Annotated in this window: 24 protein-coding genes; 16 read left to right on the top strand and 8 right to left on the bottom strand. The window is 71.9% G+C overall.

Going from position 1 to position 22,282, the window contains the following annotated elements; all coding sequences use genetic code 11:
* Position 1: 1 nt before the first annotated feature.
* Both AC3IPY_RS12230 and AC3IPY_RS12225 read left to right on the top strand, forming a co-directional pair.
* A complete protein-coding gene (locus AC3IPY_RS12230; protein WP_489184551.1) occupies positions 2–1,375 on the top strand; it encodes a dihydrolipoamide acetyltransferase family protein in 1,374 nt (457 codons plus the stop codon).
* A gap of 103 nt (positions 1,376–1,478) precedes the next feature.
* Positions 1,479–1,811, top strand: a complete 333-nt coding sequence (locus tag AC3IPY_RS12225; protein ID WP_489184550.1) for a 4a-hydroxytetrahydrobiopterin dehydratase — start codon at positions 1,479–1,481, stop codon at positions 1,809–1,811.
* A 4-nt stretch (positions 1,812–1,815) separates the two neighbouring features.
* Here AC3IPY_RS12225 and AC3IPY_RS12220 read toward each other — a convergent pair whose 3' ends face one another.
* On the bottom strand, positions 1,816–2,184 hold the full coding sequence (locus AC3IPY_RS12220; protein ID WP_489184549.1) for a hypothetical protein: 369 nt from the start codon (positions 2,182–2,184) through the stop codon (positions 1,816–1,818).
* Entirely contained in the window at positions 2,163–2,822 is a 660-nt protein-coding gene (locus tag AC3IPY_RS12215; RefSeq protein WP_489184548.1) for a TetR/AcrR family transcriptional regulator, read from the bottom strand. Before AC3IPY_RS12215 ends, AC3IPY_RS12220 begins: the two co-directional genes overlap by 22 nt.
* Before the next feature lie 100 nt (positions 2,823–2,922).
* Here AC3IPY_RS12215 and AC3IPY_RS12210 point away from each other — a divergent pair, with 100 nt between their 5' ends.
* The 3 genes from AC3IPY_RS12210 (at position 2,923) to AC3IPY_RS12200 (ending at position 7,008) form a co-directional block, all read left to right on the top strand.
* Positions 2,923–4,530 carry a carboxyl transferase domain-containing protein gene (locus AC3IPY_RS12210; RefSeq protein ID WP_489184547.1) on the top strand — a complete coding sequence of 536 codons (1,608 nt, stop codon included), beginning with the start codon at positions 2,923–2,925 and terminating at the stop codon, positions 4,528–4,530.
* 109 nt (positions 4,531–4,639) lie between these two features.
* Entirely contained in the window at positions 4,640–6,340 is a 1,701-nt protein-coding gene (locus AC3IPY_RS12205) for a SulP family inorganic anion transporter (protein WP_489184546.1), read from the top strand.
* Complete coding sequence (locus AC3IPY_RS12200; RefSeq protein ID WP_489184545.1) at positions 6,337–7,008, top strand: GAP family protein; 672 nt, start codon at positions 6,337–6,339, stop codon at positions 7,006–7,008. Before AC3IPY_RS12205 ends, AC3IPY_RS12200 begins: the two co-directional genes overlap by 4 nt.
* Before the next feature lie 23 nt (positions 7,009–7,031).
* Here AC3IPY_RS12200 and AC3IPY_RS12195 read toward each other — a convergent pair whose 3' ends face one another.
* Positions 7,032–7,757, bottom strand: coding sequence for an MBL fold metallo-hydrolase (locus tag AC3IPY_RS12195; protein WP_489184544.1), 726 nt, complete (start codon positions 7,755–7,757; stop codon positions 7,032–7,034).
* A gap of 107 nt (positions 7,758–7,864) precedes the next feature.
* Between AC3IPY_RS12195 and AC3IPY_RS12190 the strand changes: the two genes are divergently transcribed.
* The 8 genes from AC3IPY_RS12190 to AC3IPY_RS12155 all read left to right on the top strand — a co-directional run bounded on the left by AC3IPY_RS12190 (position 7,865) and on the right by AC3IPY_RS12155 (position 16,811).
* A complete protein-coding gene (locus AC3IPY_RS12190; RefSeq protein ID WP_489184543.1) occupies positions 7,865–8,476 on the top strand; it encodes a TetR-like C-terminal domain-containing protein in 612 nt (203 codons plus the stop codon).
* 227 nt (positions 8,477–8,703) lie between these two features.
* A complete protein-coding gene (locus AC3IPY_RS12185; RefSeq protein ID WP_489184542.1) occupies positions 8,704–10,770 on the top strand; it encodes an acetyl/propionyl/methylcrotonyl-CoA carboxylase subunit alpha in 2,067 nt (688 codons plus the stop codon).
* On the top strand, positions 10,760–11,926 hold the full coding sequence (locus tag AC3IPY_RS12180; RefSeq protein WP_489184541.1) for an acyl-CoA dehydrogenase family protein: 1,167 nt from the start codon (positions 10,760–10,762) through the stop codon (positions 11,924–11,926). The genes AC3IPY_RS12185 and AC3IPY_RS12180 overlap by 11 nt, the downstream gene beginning before the upstream one ends.
* A 24-nt stretch (positions 11,927–11,950) precedes the next feature.
* Positions 11,951–12,514 (top strand): MaoC family dehydratase, encoded by a 564-nt coding sequence (locus AC3IPY_RS12175; RefSeq protein ID WP_489184540.1) that lies wholly within the window; start codon positions 11,951–11,953, stop codon positions 12,512–12,514.
* Positions 12,511–13,350 (top strand): HpcH/HpaI aldolase/citrate lyase family protein, encoded by an 840-nt coding sequence (locus AC3IPY_RS12170; RefSeq protein WP_489184539.1) that lies wholly within the window; start codon positions 12,511–12,513, stop codon positions 13,348–13,350. Before AC3IPY_RS12175 ends, AC3IPY_RS12170 begins: the two co-directional genes overlap by 4 nt.
* Positions 13,351–13,593: 243 nt before the next feature.
* Entirely contained in the window at positions 13,594–14,712 is a 1,119-nt protein-coding gene (locus AC3IPY_RS12165) for an aldo/keto reductase (RefSeq protein ID WP_489184538.1), read from the top strand.
* Between the two features lie 69 nt (positions 14,713–14,781).
* Positions 14,782–16,164 carry a M16 family metallopeptidase gene (locus AC3IPY_RS12160; RefSeq protein WP_489184537.1) on the top strand — a complete coding sequence of 461 codons (1,383 nt, stop codon included), beginning with the start codon at positions 14,782–14,784 and terminating at the stop codon, positions 16,162–16,164.
* A 44-nt stretch (positions 16,165–16,208) separates the two neighbouring features.
* The gene (locus tag AC3IPY_RS12155) at positions 16,209–16,811 is read left to right on the top strand and encodes a histidine phosphatase family protein (RefSeq protein WP_489184536.1); all 603 of its coding nucleotides are present in this window, start codon (positions 16,209–16,211) and stop codon (positions 16,809–16,811) included.
* 35 nt (positions 16,812–16,846) lie between these two features.
* On the opposite strand, the gene AC3IPY_RS12150 is transcribed toward AC3IPY_RS12155, so the two are convergent.
* On the bottom strand, positions 16,847–17,404 hold the full coding sequence (locus tag AC3IPY_RS12150) for a GNAT family N-acetyltransferase (protein WP_489184535.1): 558 nt from the start codon (positions 17,402–17,404) through the stop codon (positions 16,847–16,849).
* Between the two features lie 38 nt (positions 17,405–17,442).
* Between AC3IPY_RS12150 and AC3IPY_RS12145 the strand changes: the two genes are divergently transcribed.
* Positions 17,443–18,201 carry a 4-hydroxy-tetrahydrodipicolinate reductase gene (locus AC3IPY_RS12145; protein ID WP_489184534.1) on the top strand — a complete coding sequence of 253 codons (759 nt, stop codon included), beginning with the start codon at positions 17,443–17,445 and terminating at the stop codon, positions 18,199–18,201.
* 43 nt (positions 18,202–18,244) lie between these two features.
* The gene (locus AC3IPY_RS12140) at positions 18,245–18,682 is read left to right on the top strand and encodes a hypothetical protein (protein ID WP_489184533.1); all 438 of its coding nucleotides are present in this window, start codon (positions 18,245–18,247) and stop codon (positions 18,680–18,682) included.
* Here AC3IPY_RS12140 and AC3IPY_RS12135 read toward each other — a convergent pair.
* The 4 genes from AC3IPY_RS12135 to AC3IPY_RS12120 all read right to left on the bottom strand — a co-directional run bounded on the left by AC3IPY_RS12135 (position 18,657) and on the right by AC3IPY_RS12120 (position 21,268).
* Positions 18,657–19,559, bottom strand: coding sequence for a TIGR01777 family oxidoreductase (locus AC3IPY_RS12135; protein ID WP_489184532.1), 903 nt, complete (start codon positions 19,557–19,559; stop codon positions 18,657–18,659). The genes AC3IPY_RS12140 and AC3IPY_RS12135 overlap by 26 nt on opposite strands.
* Position 19,560: 1 nt before the next feature.
* On the bottom strand, positions 19,561–19,986 hold the full coding sequence (locus AC3IPY_RS12130; RefSeq protein WP_489184531.1) for an OsmC family peroxiredoxin: 426 nt from the start codon (positions 19,984–19,986) through the stop codon (positions 19,561–19,563).
* A 204-nt stretch (positions 19,987–20,190) separates the two neighbouring features.
* Positions 20,191–20,745 carry a DUF4395 domain-containing protein gene (locus AC3IPY_RS12125; RefSeq protein ID WP_489184530.1) on the bottom strand — a complete coding sequence of 185 codons (555 nt, stop codon included), beginning with the start codon at positions 20,743–20,745 and terminating at the stop codon, positions 20,191–20,193.
* The gene (locus AC3IPY_RS12120) at positions 20,732–21,268 is read right to left on the bottom strand and encodes a thioredoxin family protein (RefSeq protein ID WP_489184529.1); all 537 of its coding nucleotides are present in this window, start codon (positions 21,266–21,268) and stop codon (positions 20,732–20,734) included. Before AC3IPY_RS12120 ends, AC3IPY_RS12125 begins: the two co-directional genes overlap by 14 nt.
* 103 nt (positions 21,269–21,371) lie before the next feature.
* Here AC3IPY_RS12120 and AC3IPY_RS12115 point away from each other — a divergent pair, with 103 nt between their 5' ends.
* Positions 21,372–22,181 carry a thymidylate synthase gene (locus AC3IPY_RS12115; RefSeq protein WP_489184528.1) on the top strand — a complete coding sequence of 270 codons (810 nt, stop codon included), beginning with the start codon at positions 21,372–21,374 and terminating at the stop codon, positions 22,179–22,181.
* The last annotated feature ends 101 nt before the right edge of the window (positions 22,182–22,282 follow it).

Raw genomic sequence — 22,282 nt, 5'->3', positions numbered from 1 at the left:
CATGATCCGCGAGTTCCCGCTGCCCGACCTCGGCGAGGGCCTGACCGAGTCCGAGATCGTCGCCTGGCGCGTCGCCGTCGGCGACCGTGTCGAGCTGAACCAGATCATCGCCGACGTCGAGACCGCCAAGGCCGTCGTCGAGCTCCCGTCGCCGTACGCGGGCGTCATCACGGCGCTGCACGCCGGCGAGGGCGAGACGGTCAACGTCGGCGAGCCGCTGTTCTCGTGCGACACGGGCGAGGGTGCAGGGGCGGATGCCGCGGGGCCGGCGGATGCCGCCCATGCCGCGCCGCCCGCCGCATCCGCTCCGAGTGCCGGGTCGGATGCCGCGCCCGGCCCGAACCTCGTCGGGTACGGCGCCCGCGACGAGGGCGGTCCGAAGCGTCGCGCCCGGCGGTCGCCCGAGCGTTCCGACGGTCGAGGAGCGCCCGACGAAGGAGGGCGCGTATCGAGACCCGCCGCCACTGCTTCCGACGCGTCGCCCGAACGCCCCCGCTCGACCCCTCCCGTGCGCAAGCTCGCGCACGACCTCGGCGTCGACCTCGATGCCGTGCAGGGCACGGGGGAGCGCGGGCTCATCACGCGCGCCGACGTCGAGGCGGCGGCCGGCGGCCGGGTCGCGGCATCCGCTCGTGATGCCGAGGTCGCGACCGGGGAGTCGGCGCCCGCCGCGACCGGTGACACCCGCATCCCCATTCGCGGCGTGCGCAAGCACACGGCCGCGGCGATGGTGCGCAGCGCCTTCACCGCGCCGCACGTCACCGAGTTCCTCACGATCGACGTCACCGCGAGCATGGACCTCGTGCGGAGCCTCCGCGAGGACCGGGCGTTCGCCGGCCACCGCATCACGCCGCTCGCGGTCGTCGCGAAGGCTGTGTGCCTCGCCGTGCGCCGCACGCCGGAGGTCAACGCGCGATGGGACGAGGACGCCCAGGAGATCGTGCAGTTCGCCGGGCTCAACCTCGGCATCGCGGCGGCGACCGAGCGCGGGCTCGTCGTGCCGAACGTGAAGGGCGCCGAGCGCCTGACCCTCGTCGAGCTCGCCGACGCGATCGGCGCACTGGCGGCCACCGCCCGCGAGGGGCGCACCCCTCCGGCTGACCTCTCGGGCGGCACTCTCTCGATCACGAACGTCGGGGTGTTCGGCATCGACGCGGGCACGCCGATCCTGAATCCCGGCGAGGCGGCGATCCTCGCGATGGGGGCCGTGCGCCGGCAGCCGTGGGAGCACCGGGGCGAGATCGCCCTGCGCGAGGTCATGACGCTGAGCCTCTCGTTCGACCACCGGCTGGTCGACGGCGAGCAGGGCGCCAGGTTCCTGACCGACGTCGGGGCGATCCTGCGCGATCCGGCCCGGGCGATCACGATGATCTGAGGCTGCAGGAAGAACTGGCGACACGCCGATCGGGACGGCCGGGCTGAGGCGGCGTGTCGATCATTCTTCCTGCAGTTCCCTCCCGGAGGAGGAGGATGTGAGCATGAACGCAAAGCGCACGCTCGCCCCGGCCGACACGGCGGCCGACCTCGCCCCGACCGGGTTCACGCACGCCGACGACCGGCTCGTCGCGACCTTCGCGACGGCGGACTTCGCGAGCGCCGTCCGGCTCCTCGACGCGGTCGCGATCGTCGCCGACGAGCTGGACCACCACCCCGACGTGCAGCTCGGCTGGGGACGCGTCGCCTTCGAACTCTCGTCGCACGACGCGGGTGGCGTCACCGGGCGCGATATCGATCTCGCGCGCCTCATCCGCGAGATCGCCGACGACCAGGGCGCCGGCGTCCGGGCGCCCGGGTCGGCCGACGCGGGCTGATCGCTCAGTCGAGCCGGTAGAGGCCGTCGTCGACGCGCCGGAAGCCGCAGCGTTCGAGCACGGCGACGGATGCCTCGTCGCCCACGGCGACCCGGGCGTGCAGGGGTCGGGGCAAGGTGTCGGCGAGCAGGCGCAGCGCGCGCACGCGCACGGCGTCGCCCGCGGAGGGCGGGAGCGCCTCGACGGCGACGAACGCGTCATCGCCCTCGCGCCGGCTCGTGATCTGGCCGACGATCGCACCGTCGGCCCGCACGGTGCGGCGTTCGAGGTCGGGTGCGTCGGGGTCGTCGTCGTGGTCGTGCGTGATTCGGTGCAGGGTGTCGAGATCCGTGTCGCGGGTCGCGCGCAGGGTCACGACATGAGGCTCGCCCATGCCATCTCCTCGAGGATGCCGCGGACGGTGCCGTCGGCGGGTCTGCGCCCGGGGGTGGGGGCGCTGTGGGGTGTGGAGTTGAGCAGTCCGAAGGCGGCGTGTGCCCGGAACCGCAGCTCCACCTCGGCCCGGTCGGGCCTGAGCTCTGCGAGGGTGGCGACCCAGTGCTCGACGTAGCGGCGTTGCAGCGAGCGCACCTCATGGCGCACGCCGGGGTCGAGCTGTTCGAGTTCGCGATCCTGTACGACGATGACGTCGGCGTCGGCGAGGGCGAAGTCCACGTGGAAGGCGATGAGCGAGCGCAGGGCGGATGCCGCGTCGGGCGCCTCGGCGAGCACGCGGTCGGCGCCGTCGAGGAGCGACCTGCTGGCGCCCTCGAGGATCGCGGCGAGCACGGCGGACTTGCCCGGGAAATGGCGGTAGACGGCGGGGCCGCTCACGCCGACGGCGGCGCCGAGGTCTTCGATCGTGACGCCCGCGTAGCCGCGTTCGGCGAAGAGCCGGGCAGCGGCGGCGAGGATCGCGGCGCGCCGGTCGGCCTTCTGCCGGCCGCGCTCGGTGAGCGGCTCGGACGGTCGCTCGGACGGCTGCTCGCCGGTGAGCCCGATCGGTGCCGTCGATGCCGGTGTGCTTGCCATTCGCCTGCCTGCTCGTTACGCTCGGGAAATCGAGTTAGTGAACACTAACCGAAAATCGCGACGACGCACAAGGGGCGCGCCGCGCGGACGCGGAGGGCCGATGCCGACACTCACGACCAGGGTCGATCCCACGGGCGATGCCGCTCGAGGCAACGTCGCCGCGCACGGCGCGCTCGTCGCCGAGCTGCGCGAACGCCTCGCCGTCGCCGCACTCGGCGGCCCCGAGGCATCCCGCGACCGGCACGTCGCACGCGGCAAACTGCTGCCGCGCGACCGCGTCGATCGCCTGCTCGACGAGGGCAGTCCGTTCCTCGAGCTCTCGCCGCTCGCGGCCGACGGCATGTACGACGGTCAGACGCCGGGCGCGGGCATCATCACGGGTGTCGGACTCGTGCACGGCAGGCCCGTCGTGGTGGTCTGCAACGACGCGACCGTCAAGGGCGGCACGTACTACCCGATGACGGTCAAGAAGCACCTGCGCGCGCAGGAGGTCGCCCGCGAGCACCGCCTGCCCTGCGTCTACCTCGTCGACTCGGGCGGCGCGTTCCTGCCCATGCAGGACGACGTGTTCCCCGACCGCGAGCACTTCGGCCGCATCTTCTTCAACCAGGCGCAGCTCTCGTCGCTGCGCATCCCGCAGCTCGCGGCCGTGCTCGGCTCGTGCACGGCGGGCGGCGCCTACGTGCCGGCCATGAGCGACGAGTCGGTGATCGTGCGCGACCAGGGCACGATCTTCCTCGGCGGTCCGCCGCTCGTGAAGGCCGCCATCGGCGAGGTCGTGACGCCCGAGGAGCTCGGCGGCGGCGACCTGCACTCGCGGGTCTCCGGCGTGACCGACCATCTCGCCGACGACGACGAGCACGCCCTCGAGCTCGTGCGCGACATGGTCGCGACGCTGCCCGCACCCGGTGAGCGGGCCTGGGCCGTGCGCGCGCCGCGGCCGCCGGTCGTGGATCCGGCCGGGCTCACGGCGGCGGTGCCGGTCGACGTGCAGCAGCCCTACGACGTGCACGAGGTCATCGCCCGGCTCGTCGACGCGAGCGAGTTCAGCGAGTTCAAGCCCGAGTACGGCGACACCCTCGTCACGGGCTTCGCGCACCTCGACGGCCATCCGGTCGGCATCGTCGCGAACAACGGCGTCCTCTTCAGCGAGTCGGCCATGAAGGGCGCCCACTTCATCGAGCTCTGCGACCAGCGCGGCATCCCGCTCGTGTTCCTGCAGAACATCTCGGGCTTCATGGTCGGCCGCGACGCCGAGGCCGGGGGCATCGCCAAGCACGGCGCGAAGATGGTCACCGCCGTCGCCACCACCCGCGTGCCGAAGCTCACCGTCGTGATCGGCGGCTCGTTCGGCGCGGGCAACTACTCCATGTGCGGGCGCGCGTACTCGCCGAGGTTCCTCTGGATGTGGCCGAACGCACGCATCTCCGTGATGGGCGGCGAGCAGGCGGCATCCGTGCTCTCGACCGTGAAGGGCGACCAGCTCGCGATCAAGGGCGAACCCTGGTCGGATGCCGCCGCCGAGGCGTTCAAGGCCCCAATCCGCGAGCAGTACGAGGCGCAGGGCAGCCCCTACCACTCGACCGCGCGCCTCTGGGACGACGGCATCATCGACCCCGCCGACACGCGCACGGTGCTCGCCATGGCGCTCGAGCTGGCGAGCCGCACGCCGCTGCCCGAACCGCGATTCGGCCTGTTCCGCATGTGACGGCTGTTCCGCACGTGACGGCCGTTCCGCATGTGACGGGAGGGCGTGTTCCTCTCGGCTGCGCGGGCATGCCAGAGTGTTCCCGTACGCGATCGTGGATGGGGGCGGCATGCAGCGACCACTGGCCGGATTGACGAGGAAGAACCTCGTCACCGAGCTCACGGCGGGCGTGACCCTGATCGCGATCGCCATCCCGCTGAACATCGGCTACGCGCAGATCGCCGGCCTGCCTCCGACCGCCGGTCTCTACGCACTGATCGTGCCGACCGTCGTCTACGCGCTGGTCGTCTCGTCGCGGCAGCTGGTGGCGTCACCGGATGCCGCGGCCGCGGCGCTCGTGGCTTCGTCGATCGGCGGCCTCGCCGCGGCGGGCAGCGAGGACTACGCGACCCTCGCGCTCGCGCAGGCCGTCATCTGCGGTGTCATGTTCGTGCTGCTCTCGGTCTTCAAGCTCGGATTCCTCGCGAACTTCCTCTCCAAGCCGATCCTGATCGGGTTCGTCGGCGGACTCGCCCTCGACATCATGGTCAGCCAGATCGCCAAGATGCTCGGCGTCAAGATCGACTCCGGCGGCGAGTTCGTCGACAAGGTCGCCGGCCTCGTGAGCGGCCTCGGCACCACGAACCTCTGGTCGCTCGCGATCTCGGTCGTCTCGGTCGCCGTGCTGCTGCTCGGCAAGCGATTCCTCGGTGCCGTGCCGTGGGCGCTCGTGGTGCTCGTGCTCACGACCGTGCTCGTGGTCGTCGCGAGCCTCGACGACGCGGGGGTCGACGTGCTCGGCGACGTGCCCGCCGGCCCGCCCGCGTTGACCTGGCCGATGCTCGACTGGACGACCTGGCTCCTCCTCATCCCCTCGGCCATGGCCCTGACGCTCGTCACGACCGCCGAGGGCCTGCTCGTCTCGCGGTCGTACTCCGAGAAGCACCGCTACCCGTTCCACGCCAACCGCGACCTCATGGCCTTCGGCCTCTCGAACATCGCGGCGGGTGCGCAGGGCAGCTTCGCCGTCGGATCCTCGACGTCGCGCACCGCCGCGATGGACCAGGCGCGCTCGCGCACGCAGCTGCCGTCGCTCGTGCTCGCCGTCGGCACGCTGCTCCTCCTGCTCTTCGGCACCGCGCTGCTCGCCGACATCCCTTCGCCCGCGATCGGCGCGGTCGTGGGCGTCGCGATCATCCCGCTGCTCGGCATCCGCGAGTTCGCCGACCTCTGGAGGAAGGACCGCTTCGAGTTCGTGATCGGTGCCGTCTGCTTCCTCGTGACCCTGTTCGTCGGGTCCATCCCGGGCATCATCGTCGCCTTCACGCTCGCGCTCATCAACCTCGCCAAGCGGGCCGCGAACCCCGCGATCGACGTGCTCGAGAGCTCGGGCGACCCGGGCGAGTCCCTGCTCGAAGACGCTCCGGCCGGTACGACGACGGCCCCGGGCGTCGTCGTCATCCGGCTCGCGGCCCCGCTGTTCTTCGCGAACGGCAGCATCTTCACCTCCGCGGTCAAGCGCGCGATCTCCTCGGTCGACGGCGACCCGGTGCACGACCTGGTCATCGACATGGAGGCCGTCACCGACGTCGACGTCACGGGCGCAGAGGCGTTCGAGGCGCTCAAGGTGTGGCTCGCTCGCGGCAACGTGGCGCTGTCGTTCAGCCGCATGCGCGAGCCGGCCAGGCTCCGCCTCGTGCAGCTCGGGCTCCTCGGCGACGAGCGCATCTTCGACACCAACCGCGCGGCGATCACGGCGCTCGCATCGACCACATCGCCGGCACCCGGCGACCCGACAGCATCCAACCCGACAGAGAAGAGCTCTTCATGAACGGCGCCATCGGCGGAATCCTCCCACTCGCCCTCGGCGTGGCGATCAGCCCGATCCCGATCATCGCGGCGATCCTCATGCTGCTCTCGCCGAAGGCGCGGGTCACCAGCGTGGGCTTCCTGCTCGGCTGGCTCATCGGCATCGTCATCGCCGTCAGCGTGTTCACCGCGCTGGCATCGGTGCTGCCCGAGGAGGATCCCGATGCGTCCAAGCCGATCCAGGGCGTCATCCAGCTCGTCCTGGGCGTGCTGCTGCTCCTGCTCGCCGTCGGGCAGTGGCGCAAGCGGCCGAAGAAGGGCGAGGAGCCCGTGCTGCCCAAGTGGATGCAGGCGATCGACAAGATCAGCTTCTTCGGTGCGTTCGGGCTCGGGTTCCTGCTCTCGGCGCTGAACCCGAAGAACCTCATCATGGCCGCCGGAGCCGGCACGGCGATCGGCGCGGCCCAGCTGGCCGGGGGCGAGATCGTGCTCGTCATCGCGATCTACGTGATCATCGCGGCCTGCACCGTGGCCATCCCCGTGATCGCGTATCTCATCGCGGCCGACCGGCTGCGCGGACCGCTCGACGCGCTGCGCGAATGGCTCGCCCGCGAGAACGCGATCATCATGGCCGTGCTGCTGCTCGTGATCGGCATCTCGATGCTCGGCAAGGGCATCGGCAGCTTCTGACGTCGCGCGGGCCCGCCTCGGCTTCAGGCTCCGGATGCCGCGGCCGCGCGTTCGACCTCGGTGATCGCCTGCTCGACTCCGCCGTGCCACGGCGTGCCGTGGCCGGGAAGCACCCAGGTGGCGCCGAGGCCGGCGATGCGGTGCAGTGAGGCGAGCGCCTCGGCGGGGTCGTCGGTGAACGGCGCGGGCTGCGGGCCTTCGGCGCCCGTGAGCACGTGCCGCGTCGTGAGCCCGTCGCCCACGAACACCGCGTCGACCGACGGCACGTGGATCGCGATGCTGCCGGGGGAGTGGCCGGGCAGGCCGATGATCTCGGGCGCGCCGGGCAGGTCGAGCACGTCACCGTCGTGCACGGCGACGACCTCGGTGAGCGGGGTCGTGCGCAGGCCGTCCTTGCGCAACGCGTACCAGAGGAACTTCGCCGTCGCGCCGAGCTTCATGCCGCCCCACTCGGGTTTGCTCGACTCCTCGCCGCGGGCGCGCGCGGCATCGGCCTCGTGCACGTACACGGGCACGCCGTGGTCGCGGCGCAGACGTTCGGCGAAGCCGATGTGATCGCCGTCGCCGTGCGTGAGCACGACGCCCCGCACGTCGTCGATCGTGCGACCCATGGCGTCGAGTTCGGCGAGCAGCTCCTTCCACTGCCCGGCGAGGCCCGCGTCGATGAGCGTGACGCCGTCGGACGAGTCGACGAGGTAGACGGCGACGATGTCGTTGCCGACGCGGTGGAGCGAGGGTGCGAGTTGCATGGGGTGCCCTGGTCTTTCGTCTTCGAGGTTCATGTTCGTGCTGGCGATGGCTACGATACATAGCTATGATGGCTAAGGTCAATAGCTTTCATGGATTCGAGGAACACATGCCGACACCCGATCGAACCTCCCTCGCCGAGATCGTCGGCGCCGGGCGAGCACTGCTCGAGCTCGACGGCCTCGACGGGCTCACCATGCAGGCCGTCGCCACGCGTGTGGGCGTGCGGGCGCCATCGCTCTACAAGCGCGTGAGCAACCGCGACGCGCTCATCGCCCTCGTCGCCGACGAGACGCTCCGCGACCTCGGCGATGCCGCTGAGCGGGCCGCGATCGGGGCCGGTGCCGATCCGCGCGATCGCCTGCGCGCGCTCGCGCACGCCGTGCGCGGGTTCGCGCGGGCCCGTCCGGTCGCGTTCGGTCTGGTCTTCAGTCCGGGGTCCGACCTCCGCCTCGAGCCCGAGCACCTGGAGGCTGCTGCCGCGCCCGTGCTCGCCGCGGCGGCCGATCTCGCGGGCGAGCGGCACGCGCTCGATGCGGCGCGCACCTTCACGGCCTGGGCGCACGGCTTCATCGGCATGGAGCTCTCCGGCGCCTTCCGTCTCGGCGGCGACGTCGATCGTGCCTTCGAATACGGGGTCGAGGCGATCGTCGGGGCCGTCTCCTCGGCGGTGACGACCGGCACCGTGGCATCCGCTCGTGAATCGGACGCCGAGGCGTGAACGGCTGATGGTGCTCGTCGCGCGCGGGCATCGCCGCGGCGCACCGCCCGCTGACATTCGAGAGGGCCCGACCGTCGTCGCTGCGCCGGGCGCATGAGCCGCCTCGAGCATGAGGTCGGCGCACCGGCCCAGCGGCATCCTTGCGATTTCAGTTAATCCTCACTAACATCGGATTCAGTTAGTGCGCGTTAACCGAGGTGGTGCGCGCGGAACCCGCAGAGAGGCGGATGACGCGAGAGATGGGCACGATCGACGCCGGCAGCCGACCCTTCGAGCGCGTGCTCGTCGCCAACCGCGGCGAGATCGCCGTGCGGGTCATCCGCACGCTGCGTGGTCTCGGCATCCGCTCGATCGCGGTCTTCTCCGACGCCGACGCCGATGCCCCGCACGTGCAGCTGGCCGACGAGGCCGTGCGCATCGGACCGGCGCCCGCCGCACAGAGCTACCTCGACCCGGCGAAGCTGGTCGCCGCCGCACTCGAGACCGGCGCGCAGGCCGTGCACCCGGGCTACGGATTCCTCTCCGAGCACGCCGGGTTCGCCGAGGCCTGCCGAGCGGCCGGCATCGTCTTCATCGGGCCGGGCGATGAGGCGCTCGCCGTCATGGGCGACAAGATCCGGGCGAAGCGGCATGTCGCGGCATCCGGCGTCCCGGTCGTGCCCGGCGTCTCCGACCCCGACTTCGATGACGCGGCGCTGCTCGCCGCGGGGGAGCAGGTCGGCTTCCCGCTGCTCGTGAAGCCCTCGGCGGGCGGCGGCGGCAAGGGCATGCAGATCGCGCGCGACGCCGCCGAGCTCGCCGAGGCCATCCCGGCGGCCCGCCGCGTCGCCCGCACCTCGTTCGGCGACGACACGCTGCTGCTCGAGCGCCTCATCGAGCGGCCGCGGCACATCGAGGTGCAGGTGCTCGCCGATGCCCACGGCTCCGTCATCCACCTCGGCGAGCGCGAGTGCTCGCTGCAGCGTCGCCACCAGAAGGTCGTCGAGGAGGCGCCGTCGCCGCTCCTCGACGAGGCGACGCGCGAGCGCATCGGGCAGGCCGCCTGCGACGCCGCCCGCAGCGTCGCCTACCTGGGGGCGGGCACCGTCGAGTTCCTCGTGTCCGATGCCGCGCCCGACGAGTTCTTCTTCATCGAGATGAACACCCGCCTGCAGGTCGAGCACCCCGTGACCGAGTTCGTGACGGGCGTCGACCTCGTCGAGCAGCAGCTGCGCATCGCGGCCGGGGAGCCGCTCACCATCGCCCAGGCCGACGTGCGGCTCACGGGTCACGCCATCGAGGCGCGCGTCTACGCCGAGTCGCCCGAGCGCGGCTTCCTGCCGTCCGTCGGCGAACTGCTCGAGTGGCGGGCACCTGCCGGCGAGGGCGTGCGCGTCGACGCGGGCATCCGCACCGGGCAGCACATCACCGCCGACTACGACCCCATGCTCGCGAAGGTCATCGCGTACGGCGCCGACCGGGCCGAGGCCCTCGACCGACTCGACGCGGCGCTCGCCGAGACCGTCGTGCTCGGCGTCGACACGAACCTCGCGTTCGTGCGGCGGCTGCTCGCCGAGCCTGCCGTGCGCGACGGCGCGCTCGACACGAACCTCATCGATCGGCTCCCGGCACCGGTCGCCGAACCGCCTGGCGACGAGCAGCTCGCCGCCGCGGCATCCGCGGTGCTCGCCGAGGCGGAGCGCGGGCGGTCCGCCGGTTCCTCCGCCGGGCCCACGACGTGGGCGGATGCCGCGGGCTGGCGTGTCGGCGCACACCGGGCGCAGGCCGTCCTGCTCGCCCCGCGCGACGCACCCGACGCGGTCGTGGCGGCCGTGGCCGGGCCCCTGGCGACCGGTGACGACACCGACGACGCCGTCGTGCGCATCGCCGCCGACGGCACGATCTGGGTGCACGACGCGAGCGGCATCACGGCGTTCGTGCGGCACCACCGCCGCGAGCTCGCCGCGGTCCGTCGCGCGGCCGCCGAGCGGGGCGACCTCGCCGCCGACCCCGAACTCCGGGCCCCGATGCCCGGAACCGTGACCGCGGTCTTCGTCGCCGACGGCGACCACGTCGACGAGGGTGCCGCCGTCATGGCCATCGAGGCCATGAAGATGGAGCACCGCATCACGGCGACGACCGCCGGAACCGTGCGGCTCGAGGCATCCGTCGGCGATCTCGTCTCGCGCGACCAGGCGGTCGCCCGCATCGAACCCGCCCGCATCGAGCCCGTCGGGGCCACCGCCGACGCGGCATCCGCATCCCACGCATCCCACGCATCCCACGAGGAACAGGAGCCCCCGAATGCAGTATGACCTGAGCGCCGACGAGCAGCGCCTGTACGACGACGTCGCCGACTTCGCCGACCGCGTCGTCGCGCCCGCCGCGTACGAGTACGACACCGCGCGACGCCTGCCGATGGAGATCATCGCGCAGATGGGCGACATGGGCCTGTTCGGGCTGCCGTTCCCGAAGGAGGTCGGCGGCCAGGGCCGCAGCTACTTCGAGCTCTGCCTCGCGGTCGAGGCGCTCGGCCGCGTCGACCAGTCGATCGGCGTGACGCTCGAGGCGGGCGTCGGGCTCGGCATCATGCCGGTCTACCGGCACGGCACGCCCGAGCAGCAGGCCGAGTACCTGCCCGACCTCGTCGCGGGTCGCGCGCTCGCCGGGTTCGGGCTCACCGAGGCCGGTGCGGGCAGCGACGCGGGAGCGACGGCGACCACCGCGGAGCTCGAGGGCGGCGAGTGGGTCGTCAACGGGTCGAAGCAGTTCATCACCAACTCGGGCACGCCCATCACGCGGTTTGTCACGATCACCGCGGTCACCGGGCAGCGCACGGGCGCCGACGGGCGCACCAAGCCCGAGCTCTCGACGATCATCGTGCCGAACGACACCCCCGGGTTCACGGTCGAACCGGCGTACGACAAGGTCGGCTGGCACACCTCCGACACGCATCCGCTCACGCTCCGCGATGTGCGCGTGCCCGAGGCGAACTTGCTCGGCGAGCGCGGTCGCGGCTACGCGAACTTCCTGCGCACGCTCAACGAGGGCCGGGTCGCGTTCGCCGCGCTCGCCACCGGCGCGGCGCAGGGCTGCCTCGAGGAGGCGCTGCGGTACGCGAAGGAGCGCAAGGTGTTCGGCGCGAGCATCGGCTCGAACCAGCACATCGCGTTCAAGATCGCGAAGATGCAGGCCCGCGTGCACCAGGCCCGGCTCGCGTGGCACGACGCCGCGCGCAAGCTCGATGCGGGCAAGCCCTTCACACTCGAGGCATCCATCGCGAAGATGGTCTCGGGGGAGGCGGCCATGGACAACGCACGCGACGCCACGCAGATCTTCGGCGGCTACGGCTTCATGAACGAGAACGCCGTCGCCCGCCACTACCGCGACTCGAAGATCCTCGAGATCGGCGAGGGCACGACCGAGGTGCAGCTCATGATCATCACGCGCGAGCTCGGGCTCGTCGCGTAGCAGGGCGCCCAGGAGGAGCAGCAGATGACGGATGCCACGAGCCGAGCGGATGCCTCGGGCGGGCCGGGCGGGCTCCGCGAGGTCGTGCAGCGCGGCCTCTGGTTCGAGGAGTTCGAGCAGGGCGTGCGCTACCTGCACCGCCCCGGCCGCACCGTGACCGAGGCCGACAACGTGCTCTTCACGACGCTCACGATGAACCCGCAGCCGCTGCACCTCGACGCGGCGTTCGCGGCGACGCAGCCGTTCGGAAAGATCCTCGTGAACTCGCTCTTCACGCTGTCGACCCTCGTCGGCCAGTCGGTCGGCCAGCTCACGCAGGGCACGCTCGTGGCCAACCTCGGGTTCGGCGAGGTGGCGTTCCCGAACCCGGTGTTCGTCGGAGACACGCTCTACGGCGAGAGCGTCGTGGAGTCCAAGCGCCTCTCGTCGTCGCGCCCGGGCGAGGGCGTCGTCGTGCTCGCGCACACCGCGCGCAACCAGCGCGGCGTCGTCGTCGCCACGGCGTCGCGCACGATGCTCGTGCACACGCGGGAGGCGGGGGAGCGTGCGGCGGCCGGGCGACGCGCCGACGGCGGGGCGAGCGGATGACGCATCCCACGTTCCGCTTCGGACCGGCGCTGCTCTTCTGCCCGGCCGACCGACCCGACCGGTTCGCCAAGGCGCTCGAGCGCGCCGACGCCGTCATCCTCGACCTCGAGGACGCCGTGGCCCCCGACGCGAAGGCCGACGCACGGCGCGCGGTCGCGGCATCCGCCCTCGGTCCACATGCCGGCGGTGCCGCGGCCCTCGACCCCGAGCGCGTGATCGTGCGGGTGAACCCCGCCGGCTCGCCGGAGTTCGCCGCCGACGTGGCGATGCTCGCCGAGACGCCGTACCGCACCGTCATTCTCGCCAAATGCGAGGGCACGGCCGACCTGGTCGATCTCGTCGACTTCGAGGTCATCGCGCTCTGCGAGACCGCGCGCGGGGTGCTCGCGGCCGAGCAGGTCGCGGCGATCCCGAACGTCTCGGCGCTCATGTGGGGCGCCGAGGACCTCGTCGCCTCGCTCGGCGGCTCGTCGAGCCGCCACGACGACGGCGGCTATCGGGGCGTCGCCGCATACGCACGGGCGCAGGTGCAGATCGCGGCGGCCGCCCACGGCATCGCCGCGATCGACACGGTCCACCTGGACATCGCCGACCTCGCGGGCCAGTCCGACGAGGCCCGCGATGCCGCGGCGATCGGCTTCGCGGCCACCGCGTGCATCCACCCGTCGCAGGTCGACGCCGTGCGCGAGGCGTACCGGCCCACCGAAGAGCAGCTGGAGTGGGCCGGCGCCGTGCTCGCCGCGGCCGCCGATCAGGCAGGGGTCTTCGCGTTCCGCGGACGCATGATCGACGCACCGCTGCTCCGCCAGGCCGAGGCGATCGTGCGGCGGGGCTGAGCGGCTGAGCGGCTGATCGGCTGAGCTGAGTCCGAGTCGGACCGAGCCCGAGCGCATCCGCTTCCACATGGCGCCATCCGATTCGCCGTGCGCTCCGAACCACTTCCGAATGCGAGATCAGCCCTCATTTCGGGGGACATGTCGAAACGATTCGGTAACAGTTCACGTGGAATTCCCGTGGCGGCATCTGTCGACCATCGGGCACGACGTATTCTCGATGCATCCTGGGGAGGAGGAACGCACGTGGCACGACGGCACATGGCAGGTGTTCGCGAGACGCGAGGTTCGGGGGTCGCGCTCGCCGAACGCGATGACGAACGCGACGAGAACGATGCATACCCCGGCGCGGATGCAGCGTCCACGGTCGAGCGTGCCGTGCGCCGCACTCCCGCCCATCTGGCCGAGACCATTCCGTCGAACACGTTCTCCGGACCGATCCTCGTGCCGCTGCGGTCGAGGCTCGGCGACACCGACATGGTCGTGCACCCGCTCGCGCTCGGCACGAGCACGTTCGGCTGGACGCTCGGCAACGACGACGCGTTCGCCGTGCTCGATCGCTTCGCCGGCACGGGGGGCGATCTCATCGACACCGCCGACAGCTACGCGGCCGGTCGCAGCGAATCGATCATCGGCGCCTGGATGGCCTCGCGCAAGGTCCGCGACCGCGTGCACGTCATGACCAAGGTCGGCCGCTCGTCCGAGAACCCCGGGCTCTCGCCCGACGCGATCCGCGCCGCGGTCGACGACAGCCTGGCGCGCCTGCAGACGGAGCGCATCGACATGCTCCTCCTCCACGGCGAGGACGCCGAGGTGCCGCTCGAGGAATCGCTCGGCGCGGTCGGCGCGCTCGTCGACGTCGGCAAGGTCCGCGCGGTCGGCGCGAGCGACTTCGGGCCGGAGCGGCTCATCGAGGCCCGCGTGCTCGCGGCGAACGGGCTTCCCCGGTTCCAGGCGCTGACCACCAGGTACAACCTCATGGAGCGCAGCGGCTTCGAGGGCGCCACCGAGCTCGTCGCGCACGCGCAGGGGCTCGCCGTGCTGCCGTACTTCCCGCTCGCCAACGGCTTCCTCGGCGGCGGCGTCCGCAAGCGCACCGACGTGCGCCACGATGCCAGGGGCGAACGCGCCGCCGCGCACCTCGGTCGCCGCGGCACCAGGGTGCTCGCCGCGATCGACGAGATCGCCCGCGCGCACGAGGTCGCCCCGGCAACGGTCGCCCTCGCCTGGCTCCTCGCGAAGCCCTCGGTCATCGCGCCGGTCGCGAGCGCGTCCACCCCCGAGCAGCTCGACGCGCTCATCGCCGCCGCCGCGCTCGATCTGCATCGCTCCGAGCTCGTCGAACTCGACCGCGCCTCGAACTGAGGCGGCCGGCGCCTCAGCCACGCGGCATCCGCCCCCATTCCTCGAGCCTCGTGGCATAGGGTGGTCAGGATGAACGGTGCCGTCGAACTTCCCCTCGGCACTGCCGACCTCTCCTTCACCGCAGCCGGCGAGGCCCGCGTGCGACGCAGCATCCTCCCCTCGGGGGTGCGGGTGCTCACCGAGCAGGTGCCCGGCAGTCGCAGCGCGACCGTCGGCTTCTGGGTCGCGGTCGGCTCGCGCGACGAGACGGCGGCCGAGGCGGGGCATCCGGCCACCTTCGGCTCCACCCACTTCCTCGAGCACCTGCTCTTCAAGGGCACGCCGATGCGCACGGCGCTCGACATCGCGATCTCGTTCGACGCGGTGGGCGGCGAGCACAACGCCCTCACGGCCAAGGAGTACACCTGCTACTACGCCAAGGTGCAGGATCGCGACCTGCCCATGGCCGTCGAGGTGCTCGCCGACATGTTCACGTCGTCGCTGCTCGACCCCGTCGAGTTCGACAACGAGCGCGGCGTGATCCTCGAAGAACTCTCGATGGCGGGCGACGACCCCGGCGACGTCGCCAACGAGCGCTTCTTCGAGGCGATCCTCGGCGAGCATCCGCTCGGCCGACCCATCGGCGGCAGCGCCGACACCATCAACCAGGCCACGCGCGAGGCCGTGCACGAGCACTACGTCGCCAACTACCGCCCGAACGACCTCGTCGTCACCGCGGCGGGGGCGGTCGACCACGACGAACTCGTCGCCGGACTCGAACGCGCCCTCATGGCGGGCGGGTGGAACCTCGCCGTCGAGGCCGCCCCGGTCGAACGACGCCCGAACACGCCGGTCGTGCTCGCACCGTCGCGCGAGCTCACGGTCGTGCAGCGCCCGATCGAGCAGGTCAACCTGCTGCTCGGGGTCCCGGGCCTCGTGGCGACCGACGAACGCCGCTCGACCATGAGCGTGCTGAACACCGTCTTCGGCTCCGGCATGTCGTCGCGCCTGTTCCAAGAGGTGCGCGAGCGCCGCGGGCTCGCCTACGCCGTCTACTCGTTCTCGCCCTCGTACTCCGATGCGGGCCTGTTCGGCATGTACGCCGGCTGCGCGCCCGCGAAGGCGCCGACGGTCGCCGAGCTCATGCGCGCCGAGCTCGACCGCGTCGCCCAAGACGGCGTCACCGACGAAGAGCTGCGACGCGCCACCGGGCAGCTCGCCGGGGCATCCGCCCTCGCCCTCGAAGACTCCGACACGCGCATGTCCCGCCTCGGCCGCGCCGAACTCACGCTCGGTGAGTTCGTCGACCTCGACGAGGCCCTGCGACGCATCGCCCGCGTCACCGTCGACGACGTGCGCGCGCTCGCCGCAGACCTCATCGCCCGCCCGTTCTCACTCGTCGCCGTCGGCGCGAGCGAGGAATCCGACTTCGAGGGCCTCGTGAACGGCCCGCCCCGCTCCGACGCGGCCTGACGTCTCGTCGCCCACCCGATCCGATCCTCCGAGGGAAGCGCACCGTGCCACATCACCTCTACCTCGTACGCCACGGCGAACAGCTCGACGCCGAGCACGGCATGGGCGACGGCCCGCTGTCGCCCCGCGGCAGACGGCAGGCCGAACTGCTCGGCGAGCGCCTGGGCGGCATCCCCTTCGACAACGCCTGGCATTCGCCGCTGCAGCGTGCGACCGAGACGGCCGAGATCATCGCGGCGAAGATGCCGTCGCTCTCGCCCGAGCCCTCGGCGCTGCTCTTCGACTGCATCCCCTCTGGGCCGGCGCCCGCGACGCCCAAGGCCTTCGACGCCTTCTTCGGCTCCGTGACCGAGGCCGAGATCGAAGCCGGCACTGCGCAGATGGAGGACGCCGCCACGGAGTTCCTGCGCTCGCACCGCGACGACCGCCACGACCTGCTCATCACGCACAACTTCGTGATCGGCTGGTTCGTGCGCGAGGTGCTCGGCGCCCCCGACTGGCGGTGGGTCTCGATCAACCAGGCCAACTGCGGGCTCACCGTGCTCACGCAGAAGTCCGGCCGGCCCTGGAACCTCGTCGTGCACAACGACCTCGCGCACCTGCCGTTCGAGCTGCGCACCGGGCTGCCCGAGCCGTACGCGGTCTGAGCTGCGGATGTCGCGGAGCAGCGTCTGAGCCGACCTCAGGCGTCGAGGCGCTTGGCGAACCAGGTGGTCGCGTTCGGGTTGTCGTTGTACGGCGCGATCTCGACGAAGCCGCTCGACCGGTAGAGCCCGCCCGCGGCGGCGAGGCTCGCGTTCGTGTCGAGCACGAGTTCTTCGGCACCGAACTCCCGTGCGCGCCGTTCGAGCTCGACGAGAAGTGCGCGACCGGCACCGCGCCCGCGCGCGGCATCGGTGAGCCACAGATGCTTGACCTCGTAGCGCACGCGACCCGTCTCGGGGTCGGGATCGATGCGGCGGATGCCTCCGCAGCCGATCGCCGTCGGAACGGAGGCCGGCACCGCGGCATCCGCTCGGTCGCTCGTCTCGTCGCTCGCGGCGCCGATCGTCGCGACGTGGGCCGTCTCGTCGTCGACGATGAGGAAGACGCCGGCGGGCGGAGCGAACGCCGCATCGGTGGGGAACGTCGGCCGGTACTCGCCCTGCTCGGGCGGAAACCCCGCCGCGCGTTCGGCGAAGTACGCCGTGAGCATGCCGTGCGCCTCGGCGCCGGTGACCTGTGCCGTCCTGAACCGCATGGCTCCAAGCCTAAACGGGGCTTGCTAGGGTGAATCCCGTGACGATACGGGTCGCCGTGGCCGGGGCCACCGGCAAGATGGGCAGGCTGGCACTCGACCTCATCGAGGCATCCGACGACCTCGAGCTGCACGCCGCACTCTCCTCGAAGTCCGAGCTCGACGAGATGCTCGGAGCGGATGTCGCGCTCGACGTCTCGCACCCCGCGGCCAGCCTCGGCATCGTCGAGTTCGCCACGGGAGCCGGCATCCCCATCGTCGTCGGCACCTCCGGATGGTCGGCCGACCGCATCGGCGAGATCGAGCGGTTCGTGCGCGACCACGACGAGGCCGGCGCCGTGCTCTTCATCCCGAACTTCTCCATCGGCAGCGTGCTGGGCACGGCCTTCGCCGCGCTCGCGGCGCCGTGGTTCGACTCCATCGAGATCGTCGAGGCGCATCACGCCGGCAAGGTCGACTCGCCGTCGGGCACGTCGGTGCGCACCGCCGAGCTCATCGGCGAGGCACGCGCCGGCAAGGGTCCGGTGGCGGCGCCGCACGCCGACCAGCGCGCTCGCGGGCAGCTCGTCTCGGGCATCCCGGTGCACAGCCTGCGCCTGTCGGGCCTGCTCGCCGAGCAGCGGGTCGTGCTCGGCGGCGACGGCGAGACATTGACCATCGCGCATTCCACGCTCTCGCCGAGCTCCTACGAGGCCGGCATCCTGCTCGCGCTCCGGCATGCGCCCGAGGCCGTCGGCGTCACGGTCGGGCTCGGCACGCTCATCGGGCTCGACCTGCCGGTCGCCGGTGCCGACGAGTGAGGTCGGTCGCCTCGATGTCCGTCGCGCTTCGCGGAGGCATCCGATGAGCGCGAAGCTCGGCGCCCTCGCCATGGCCGTGCTGCTCGTCATCTACGTCGCGCTCGTCGGGTGGCGCGCGGTGCAGTTCGTCGGCACGGGCCAACCGGTGGCCATCGGCATCGGCATCGCCCTGCTCGTGATGCCGGTCATCGCCGCATGGGCCATCTGGCGCGAGCTCGCCTTCGGCATCCGCTCGCAGGCGCTCGTCAAGCGCCTCGAGGCCGAGGGCGGCACCGACCTCGGCATCCAGACGCGCGAGAGCGGCCGCGCCGACCGAGCCTCGGCCGACGCCGAGTTCGCGAGGTTCCGCGCCGCGGCCGAAGCCGAACCCGACTCGTGGCGAGCCTGGCTCCGCCTCGGCATGGCCTACGACGCCGCGGGCGATCGCCGGCGCGCCCGCTCGGCCGTGCGCCGCGCTATCGAACTGGAGCGGGCCGGCTGAGCATCGCGTCGAGCGCCGACTCGACGCTCTCGTGCTCGAACACGTACCCGTCGTCGACGAGTCGTTGCGAGGTCACCTTCTGGCTTGCGAGCAGCAGTTCGTCGGCGGCCTGGCCGAGGGCCAGCCCGAGCACGCGCTCCGGCACCGCGAGTGCGTAGGGTCGATGCATCCGCTCGGCCATCGCAGCCATGACGCGGTCGGCGGTCGCCGGCGTGGGGCCGACGAGATTCACCGGGCCCGAGAGATCGGAGTCGAGCAGGTGCACGATCGCGCCGACCTCGTCGTCGAGTGCGATCCACGGCCAGTGCTGGCCGCCCGTGCCGAGCCTCGCCGAGACGCCGAGCTTCGTGAGGGTGCCGACCCGCTTCATCGCGCCGCCGTCGCCGATCACGAGCCCGGTGCGGAACGTGACCGTGCGGGTCTCGGAGGGCGCGAGCCTCGCCGCGCTCTCCCACCTGGCCACCACATCGGCGAGGAACCCCGAACCCACCGGCGACGCCTCGGCGAGCAGCTCGCCCGGCCGGTTGCCGTAGTAGCCCACGGCCGATCCGCTGAGGAACACCGCCGGAGGTGTGCGCGCCTTGCGCATGGCATCGGCGAGGGTGCGCGTGGCACTCACGCGCGACTCGAGGATCTCGGTGCGGTACCCCTTCGTCCACGGCAGGCGGGCGAGCGAGGCGCCGGAGAGGTTCACGACCGCGTCGACGCGATCCATGACCGTGAAGTCGATGATGCCCGCGGCGGGCGACCACGCGACCTCTTCGGGCGATTCGGCGCGCCGGCGCACGAGCTTCAGCACCTCGTGCCCGTCGCGCGTCAGACGCTCGACGAGCGCGGTGCCGATGAAGCCGGATGCCCCGGCGATGAGCACCCGCACGTCAGGCGAGTTCGGCTTCGATCGTGATCGGGATGCCGGCGAGGGCCTGCGAGATCGGGCAGTTCGCCTTCGCGTCCTCAGCGAACACCTCGAACTGCTCCTCGGTGAGGCCCGGCACGCGGGCGCTCACGAGGAGGTGGCTGCCGAGCACCCCGCGCCCGGCCTCGAACGTGATCGCCGCCGTGGTCTGGATCGACTCCGGTGCGTGCCCGGCGCCCGTGAGGGCATGCGCGAGCGCCATCGAGTAGCACGCCGAATGCGACGCGCCGAGCAGCTCTTCGGGATTCGTCGTGCCGGCCTCGCCCTCGGAGCGGGCCTTCCAGTTCACGGGGAACTCGGCGACGCCCGACGAGTCGAGCCTCGTCGTGCCCGAACCACCCGCCAGGGTGCCGGTCCAGACGGTGGTCGATTCACTCGTGACAGCCATGGGTCCTCCTCGTCGAGCCGGATTTCCAGCCTAGCCGCGAGGGGCGTCGGCTGTCAGGCGTGTCGTCGGGTCGATCGGGCTTCGTGCTCGGGATCGGGTCGCTCGGCCCCGCCGCATGAGCAGGCCTCCCGCATGATCAGGCCTGCCGCATGATCAGGCCTGCCGCAGGATCAGGCCTGCCGCATGATCAGGCCTGCCGCATGATCAGGCCCGCTGCACGAGGCGCGCGCGAACCAGCAGCAGGTAGATCTGGCATCCGAGGCAGTAGTCGAACACGGCGTTCAGGAACGCCGCGATGAAGGCGAAGGCCGCCGCGATCGGCACGGCGTACTCGAAGCCGAAGAGCGCGAGCACGACGCCGACGAAGGTCACGATGAAGCCGACGAGCTGGGCGAACGTCGGCGGACGAGGATCCTCGAGCTCTGCCGGGGGAGCCAGGCGCGGGCGCACGAGCTTGCGGAAGATCGCCCCGAACGGATGCCGCCGAACGCCGGCGATCGCTCCCCAGAGGAAGAGCGCCGTGATCGCGGCGAGCAGCACCCAGGCGGCGAGCGCGGCGCCCGCGACCGAGAGCACGACGACGACGAGGAGCAGCACCGCCGTGATCGCCGCGGCGAACCGCGGAGCTCGCGGGTCGATGCCCGCCGGCTGCGTGGCCGAGCCGGTGGTCGGTGCGGTGGAGCCGGCGGTCGGTGCGGTGGAGCCGGCGGACGGGATGGAGCCGGTGGTCGCGTTCGCGACGGGATCAGGATGCGACATGGTGTCTCCGGGTGAGGGTCTCGAGGTGGGATCGGACGGCGTCGAGCCTGGGCACGCCGCCGATGCGGGCGGTGGTGGCGCCGTCGGCCGCGAGCACGAGCGTCGTCGGCGTCTGACGCACGTGGAACCGGTCGGCGAGGTCCGCCCGGTGGGTGAGGTCGATCTCGACGTGGCGGACGCCCTCGTAGTCGCCCGCGAGCTCGGCGAGCTGCCGTGCGGTCGCGGGGCAGCGGCTGCAGTACTCGGTCGAGAACTGCACGAGGGTGGCCGACGCGCCCAGCGCCGGTTCGTCGAGGTCGAGGGCGGCGGCGGCCGTGGCGCGCGGGTCCTCGGTCGCCGAGCGCGGCGCCGCGGCATCCGTTGCTGCATGCTCTGCGGCGGCGGGTGCGGGTGCGGTGGCGGTGGCGGTGGCGGGTGCGGCGACGCGGTGCAGGCGGCCGGTGCGCGAGCGCCAGGCGAGGCCGAGCACGGTGGCCAGCGCGGGCAGGCCGAGGCCCGCGATGAGCGCCGCCTGCCAATCCATGGGCACAGGCTACGAGCCGGATGCCGCGGCCGGTCGAGTGTGACGACGGATGACGCGGGGCGCCATGGCCCCGATGTCGCACGGCGGGGTTAGCATCGATGCGATGTCCGAGACGATTGCGACCCCCTACGAAGACCTGCTGCGCGACGTGCTCGAGCACGGCACGCGCAAGACCGACCGCACCGGCACGGGCACCACGAGCGTGTTCGGCCGCCAGTTGCGGTTCGACCTGGCCCACGGGTTCCCGCTGGTCACCACCAAGCGCGTGCACTTCAAGTCGATCGCCTACGAGCTGCTGTGGTTCCTGCAGGGCTCGTCGAACGTCGGCTGGCTGCGCGAGCACGGTGTCACCATCTGGGACGAATGGGCCGATGCCGACGGCGACCTCGGGCCCGTCTACGGCGTGCAGTGGCGCTCGTGGCCGATGCCGAACGGCGAGACGATCGACCAGATCGCCGACGTCGTCGACCAGATCCGCACGAACCCCGACTCGCGCCGGCTCATCGTCTCGGCCTGGAACCCGGCCGACATCCCCGACATGGCGCTCGCGCCGTGCCACGCGCTCTTCCAGTTCTACGTCGCCGACGGCAAGCTGTCGTGCCAGCTCTACCAGCGCAGCGCCGACCTCTTCCTCGGGGTGCCGTTCAACATCGCCTCCTACGCGCTGCTCACCCACATGATCGCCGCGCAGACCGGGCTCGAGGTCGGCGACTTCGTCTGGACGGGCGGCGACTGCCACATCTACGACAACCACGTCGAGCAGGTGCGCACGCAGCTCGAGCGCGAGCCCTTCGCACCGCCGACGCTGCGGTTCGCCCGCACACCCGACTCGATCTTCGACTACGAGTACGACGACTTCGTGATCGAGGGCTACCAGCATCACCCGGCCATCCGCGCGGCCGTCGCCGTATGAGCGGGCGGTCCTCGTGAGCTGGGTCGCTGCATGAGCGGGTTCGCCTGCCGTGCGAGCGTGGTCGGCTCGCCGGAGAGCGTGGTCGGCACGCCGGAGAGTGT

The organism is Agromyces sp. GL_144, from assembly GCF_057834305.1.
Note: the sequence above shows the minus strand (reverse complement) of the source record. Positions and strands in the feature narration are given on the sequence as shown.

Coding starts and splice junctions, on each gene's coding strand:
- AC3IPY_RS12225 (WP_489184550.1), top strand. CDS start 1,479: ATGAACGCAAAGCGCACGCTCGCCCCGGCCGACACGGCGGCCGACCTC.
- AC3IPY_RS12210 (WP_489184547.1), top strand. CDS start 2,923: ATGCCGACACTCACGACCAGGGTCGATCCCACGGGCGATGCCGCTCGA.
- AC3IPY_RS12205 (WP_489184546.1), top strand. CDS start 4,640: ATGCAGCGACCACTGGCCGGATTGACGAGGAAGAACCTCGTCACCGAG.
- AC3IPY_RS12125 (WP_489184530.1), bottom strand. CDS start 20,745: ATGTCGCATCCTGATCCCGTCGCGAACGCGACCACCGGCTCCATCCCG.
- AC3IPY_RS12190 (WP_489184543.1), top strand. CDS start 7,865: ATGCCGACACCCGATCGAACCTCCCTCGCCGAGATCGTCGGCGCCGGG.
- AC3IPY_RS12170 (WP_489184539.1), top strand. CDS start 12,511: ATGACGCATCCCACGTTCCGCTTCGGACCGGCGCTGCTCTTCTGCCCG.
- AC3IPY_RS12230 (WP_489184551.1), top strand. CDS start 2: ATGATCCGCGAGTTCCCGCTGCCCGACCTCGGCGAGGGCCTGACCGAG.
- AC3IPY_RS12175 (WP_489184540.1), top strand. CDS start 11,951: ATGACGGATGCCACGAGCCGAGCGGATGCCTCGGGCGGGCCGGGCGGG.
- AC3IPY_RS12150 (WP_489184535.1), bottom strand. CDS start 17,404: ATGCGGTTCAGGACGGCACAGGTCACCGGCGCCGAGGCGCACGGCATG.
- AC3IPY_RS12120 (WP_489184529.1), bottom strand. CDS start 21,268: ATGGATTGGCAGGCGGCGCTCATCGCGGGCCTCGGCCTGCCCGCGCTG.
- AC3IPY_RS12180 (WP_489184541.1), top strand. CDS start 10,760: ATGCAGTATGACCTGAGCGCCGACGAGCAGCGCCTGTACGACGACGTC.
- AC3IPY_RS12160 (WP_489184537.1), top strand. CDS start 14,782: ATGAACGGTGCCGTCGAACTTCCCCTCGGCACTGCCGACCTCTCCTTC.
- AC3IPY_RS12185 (WP_489184542.1), top strand. CDS start 8,704: ATGACGCGAGAGATGGGCACGATCGACGCCGGCAGCCGACCCTTCGAG.
- AC3IPY_RS12195 (WP_489184544.1), bottom strand. CDS start 7,757: ATGCAACTCGCACCCTCGCTCCACCGCGTCGGCAACGACATCGTCGCC.
- AC3IPY_RS12215 (WP_489184548.1), bottom strand. CDS start 2,822: ATGGCAAGCACACCGGCATCGACGGCACCGATCGGGCTCACCGGCGAG.
- AC3IPY_RS12115 (WP_489184528.1), top strand. CDS start 21,372: ATGTCCGAGACGATTGCGACCCCCTACGAAGACCTGCTGCGCGACGTG.
- AC3IPY_RS12220 (WP_489184549.1), bottom strand. CDS start 2,184: ATGGGCGAGCCTCATGTCGTGACCCTGCGCGCGACCCGCGACACGGAT.
- AC3IPY_RS12130 (WP_489184531.1), bottom strand. CDS start 19,986: ATGGCTGTCACGAGTGAATCGACCACCGTCTGGACCGGCACCCTGGCG.
- AC3IPY_RS12140 (WP_489184533.1), top strand. CDS start 18,245: ATGAGCGCGAAGCTCGGCGCCCTCGCCATGGCCGTGCTGCTCGTCATC.
- AC3IPY_RS12200 (WP_489184545.1), top strand. CDS start 6,337: ATGAACGGCGCCATCGGCGGAATCCTCCCACTCGCCCTCGGCGTGGCG.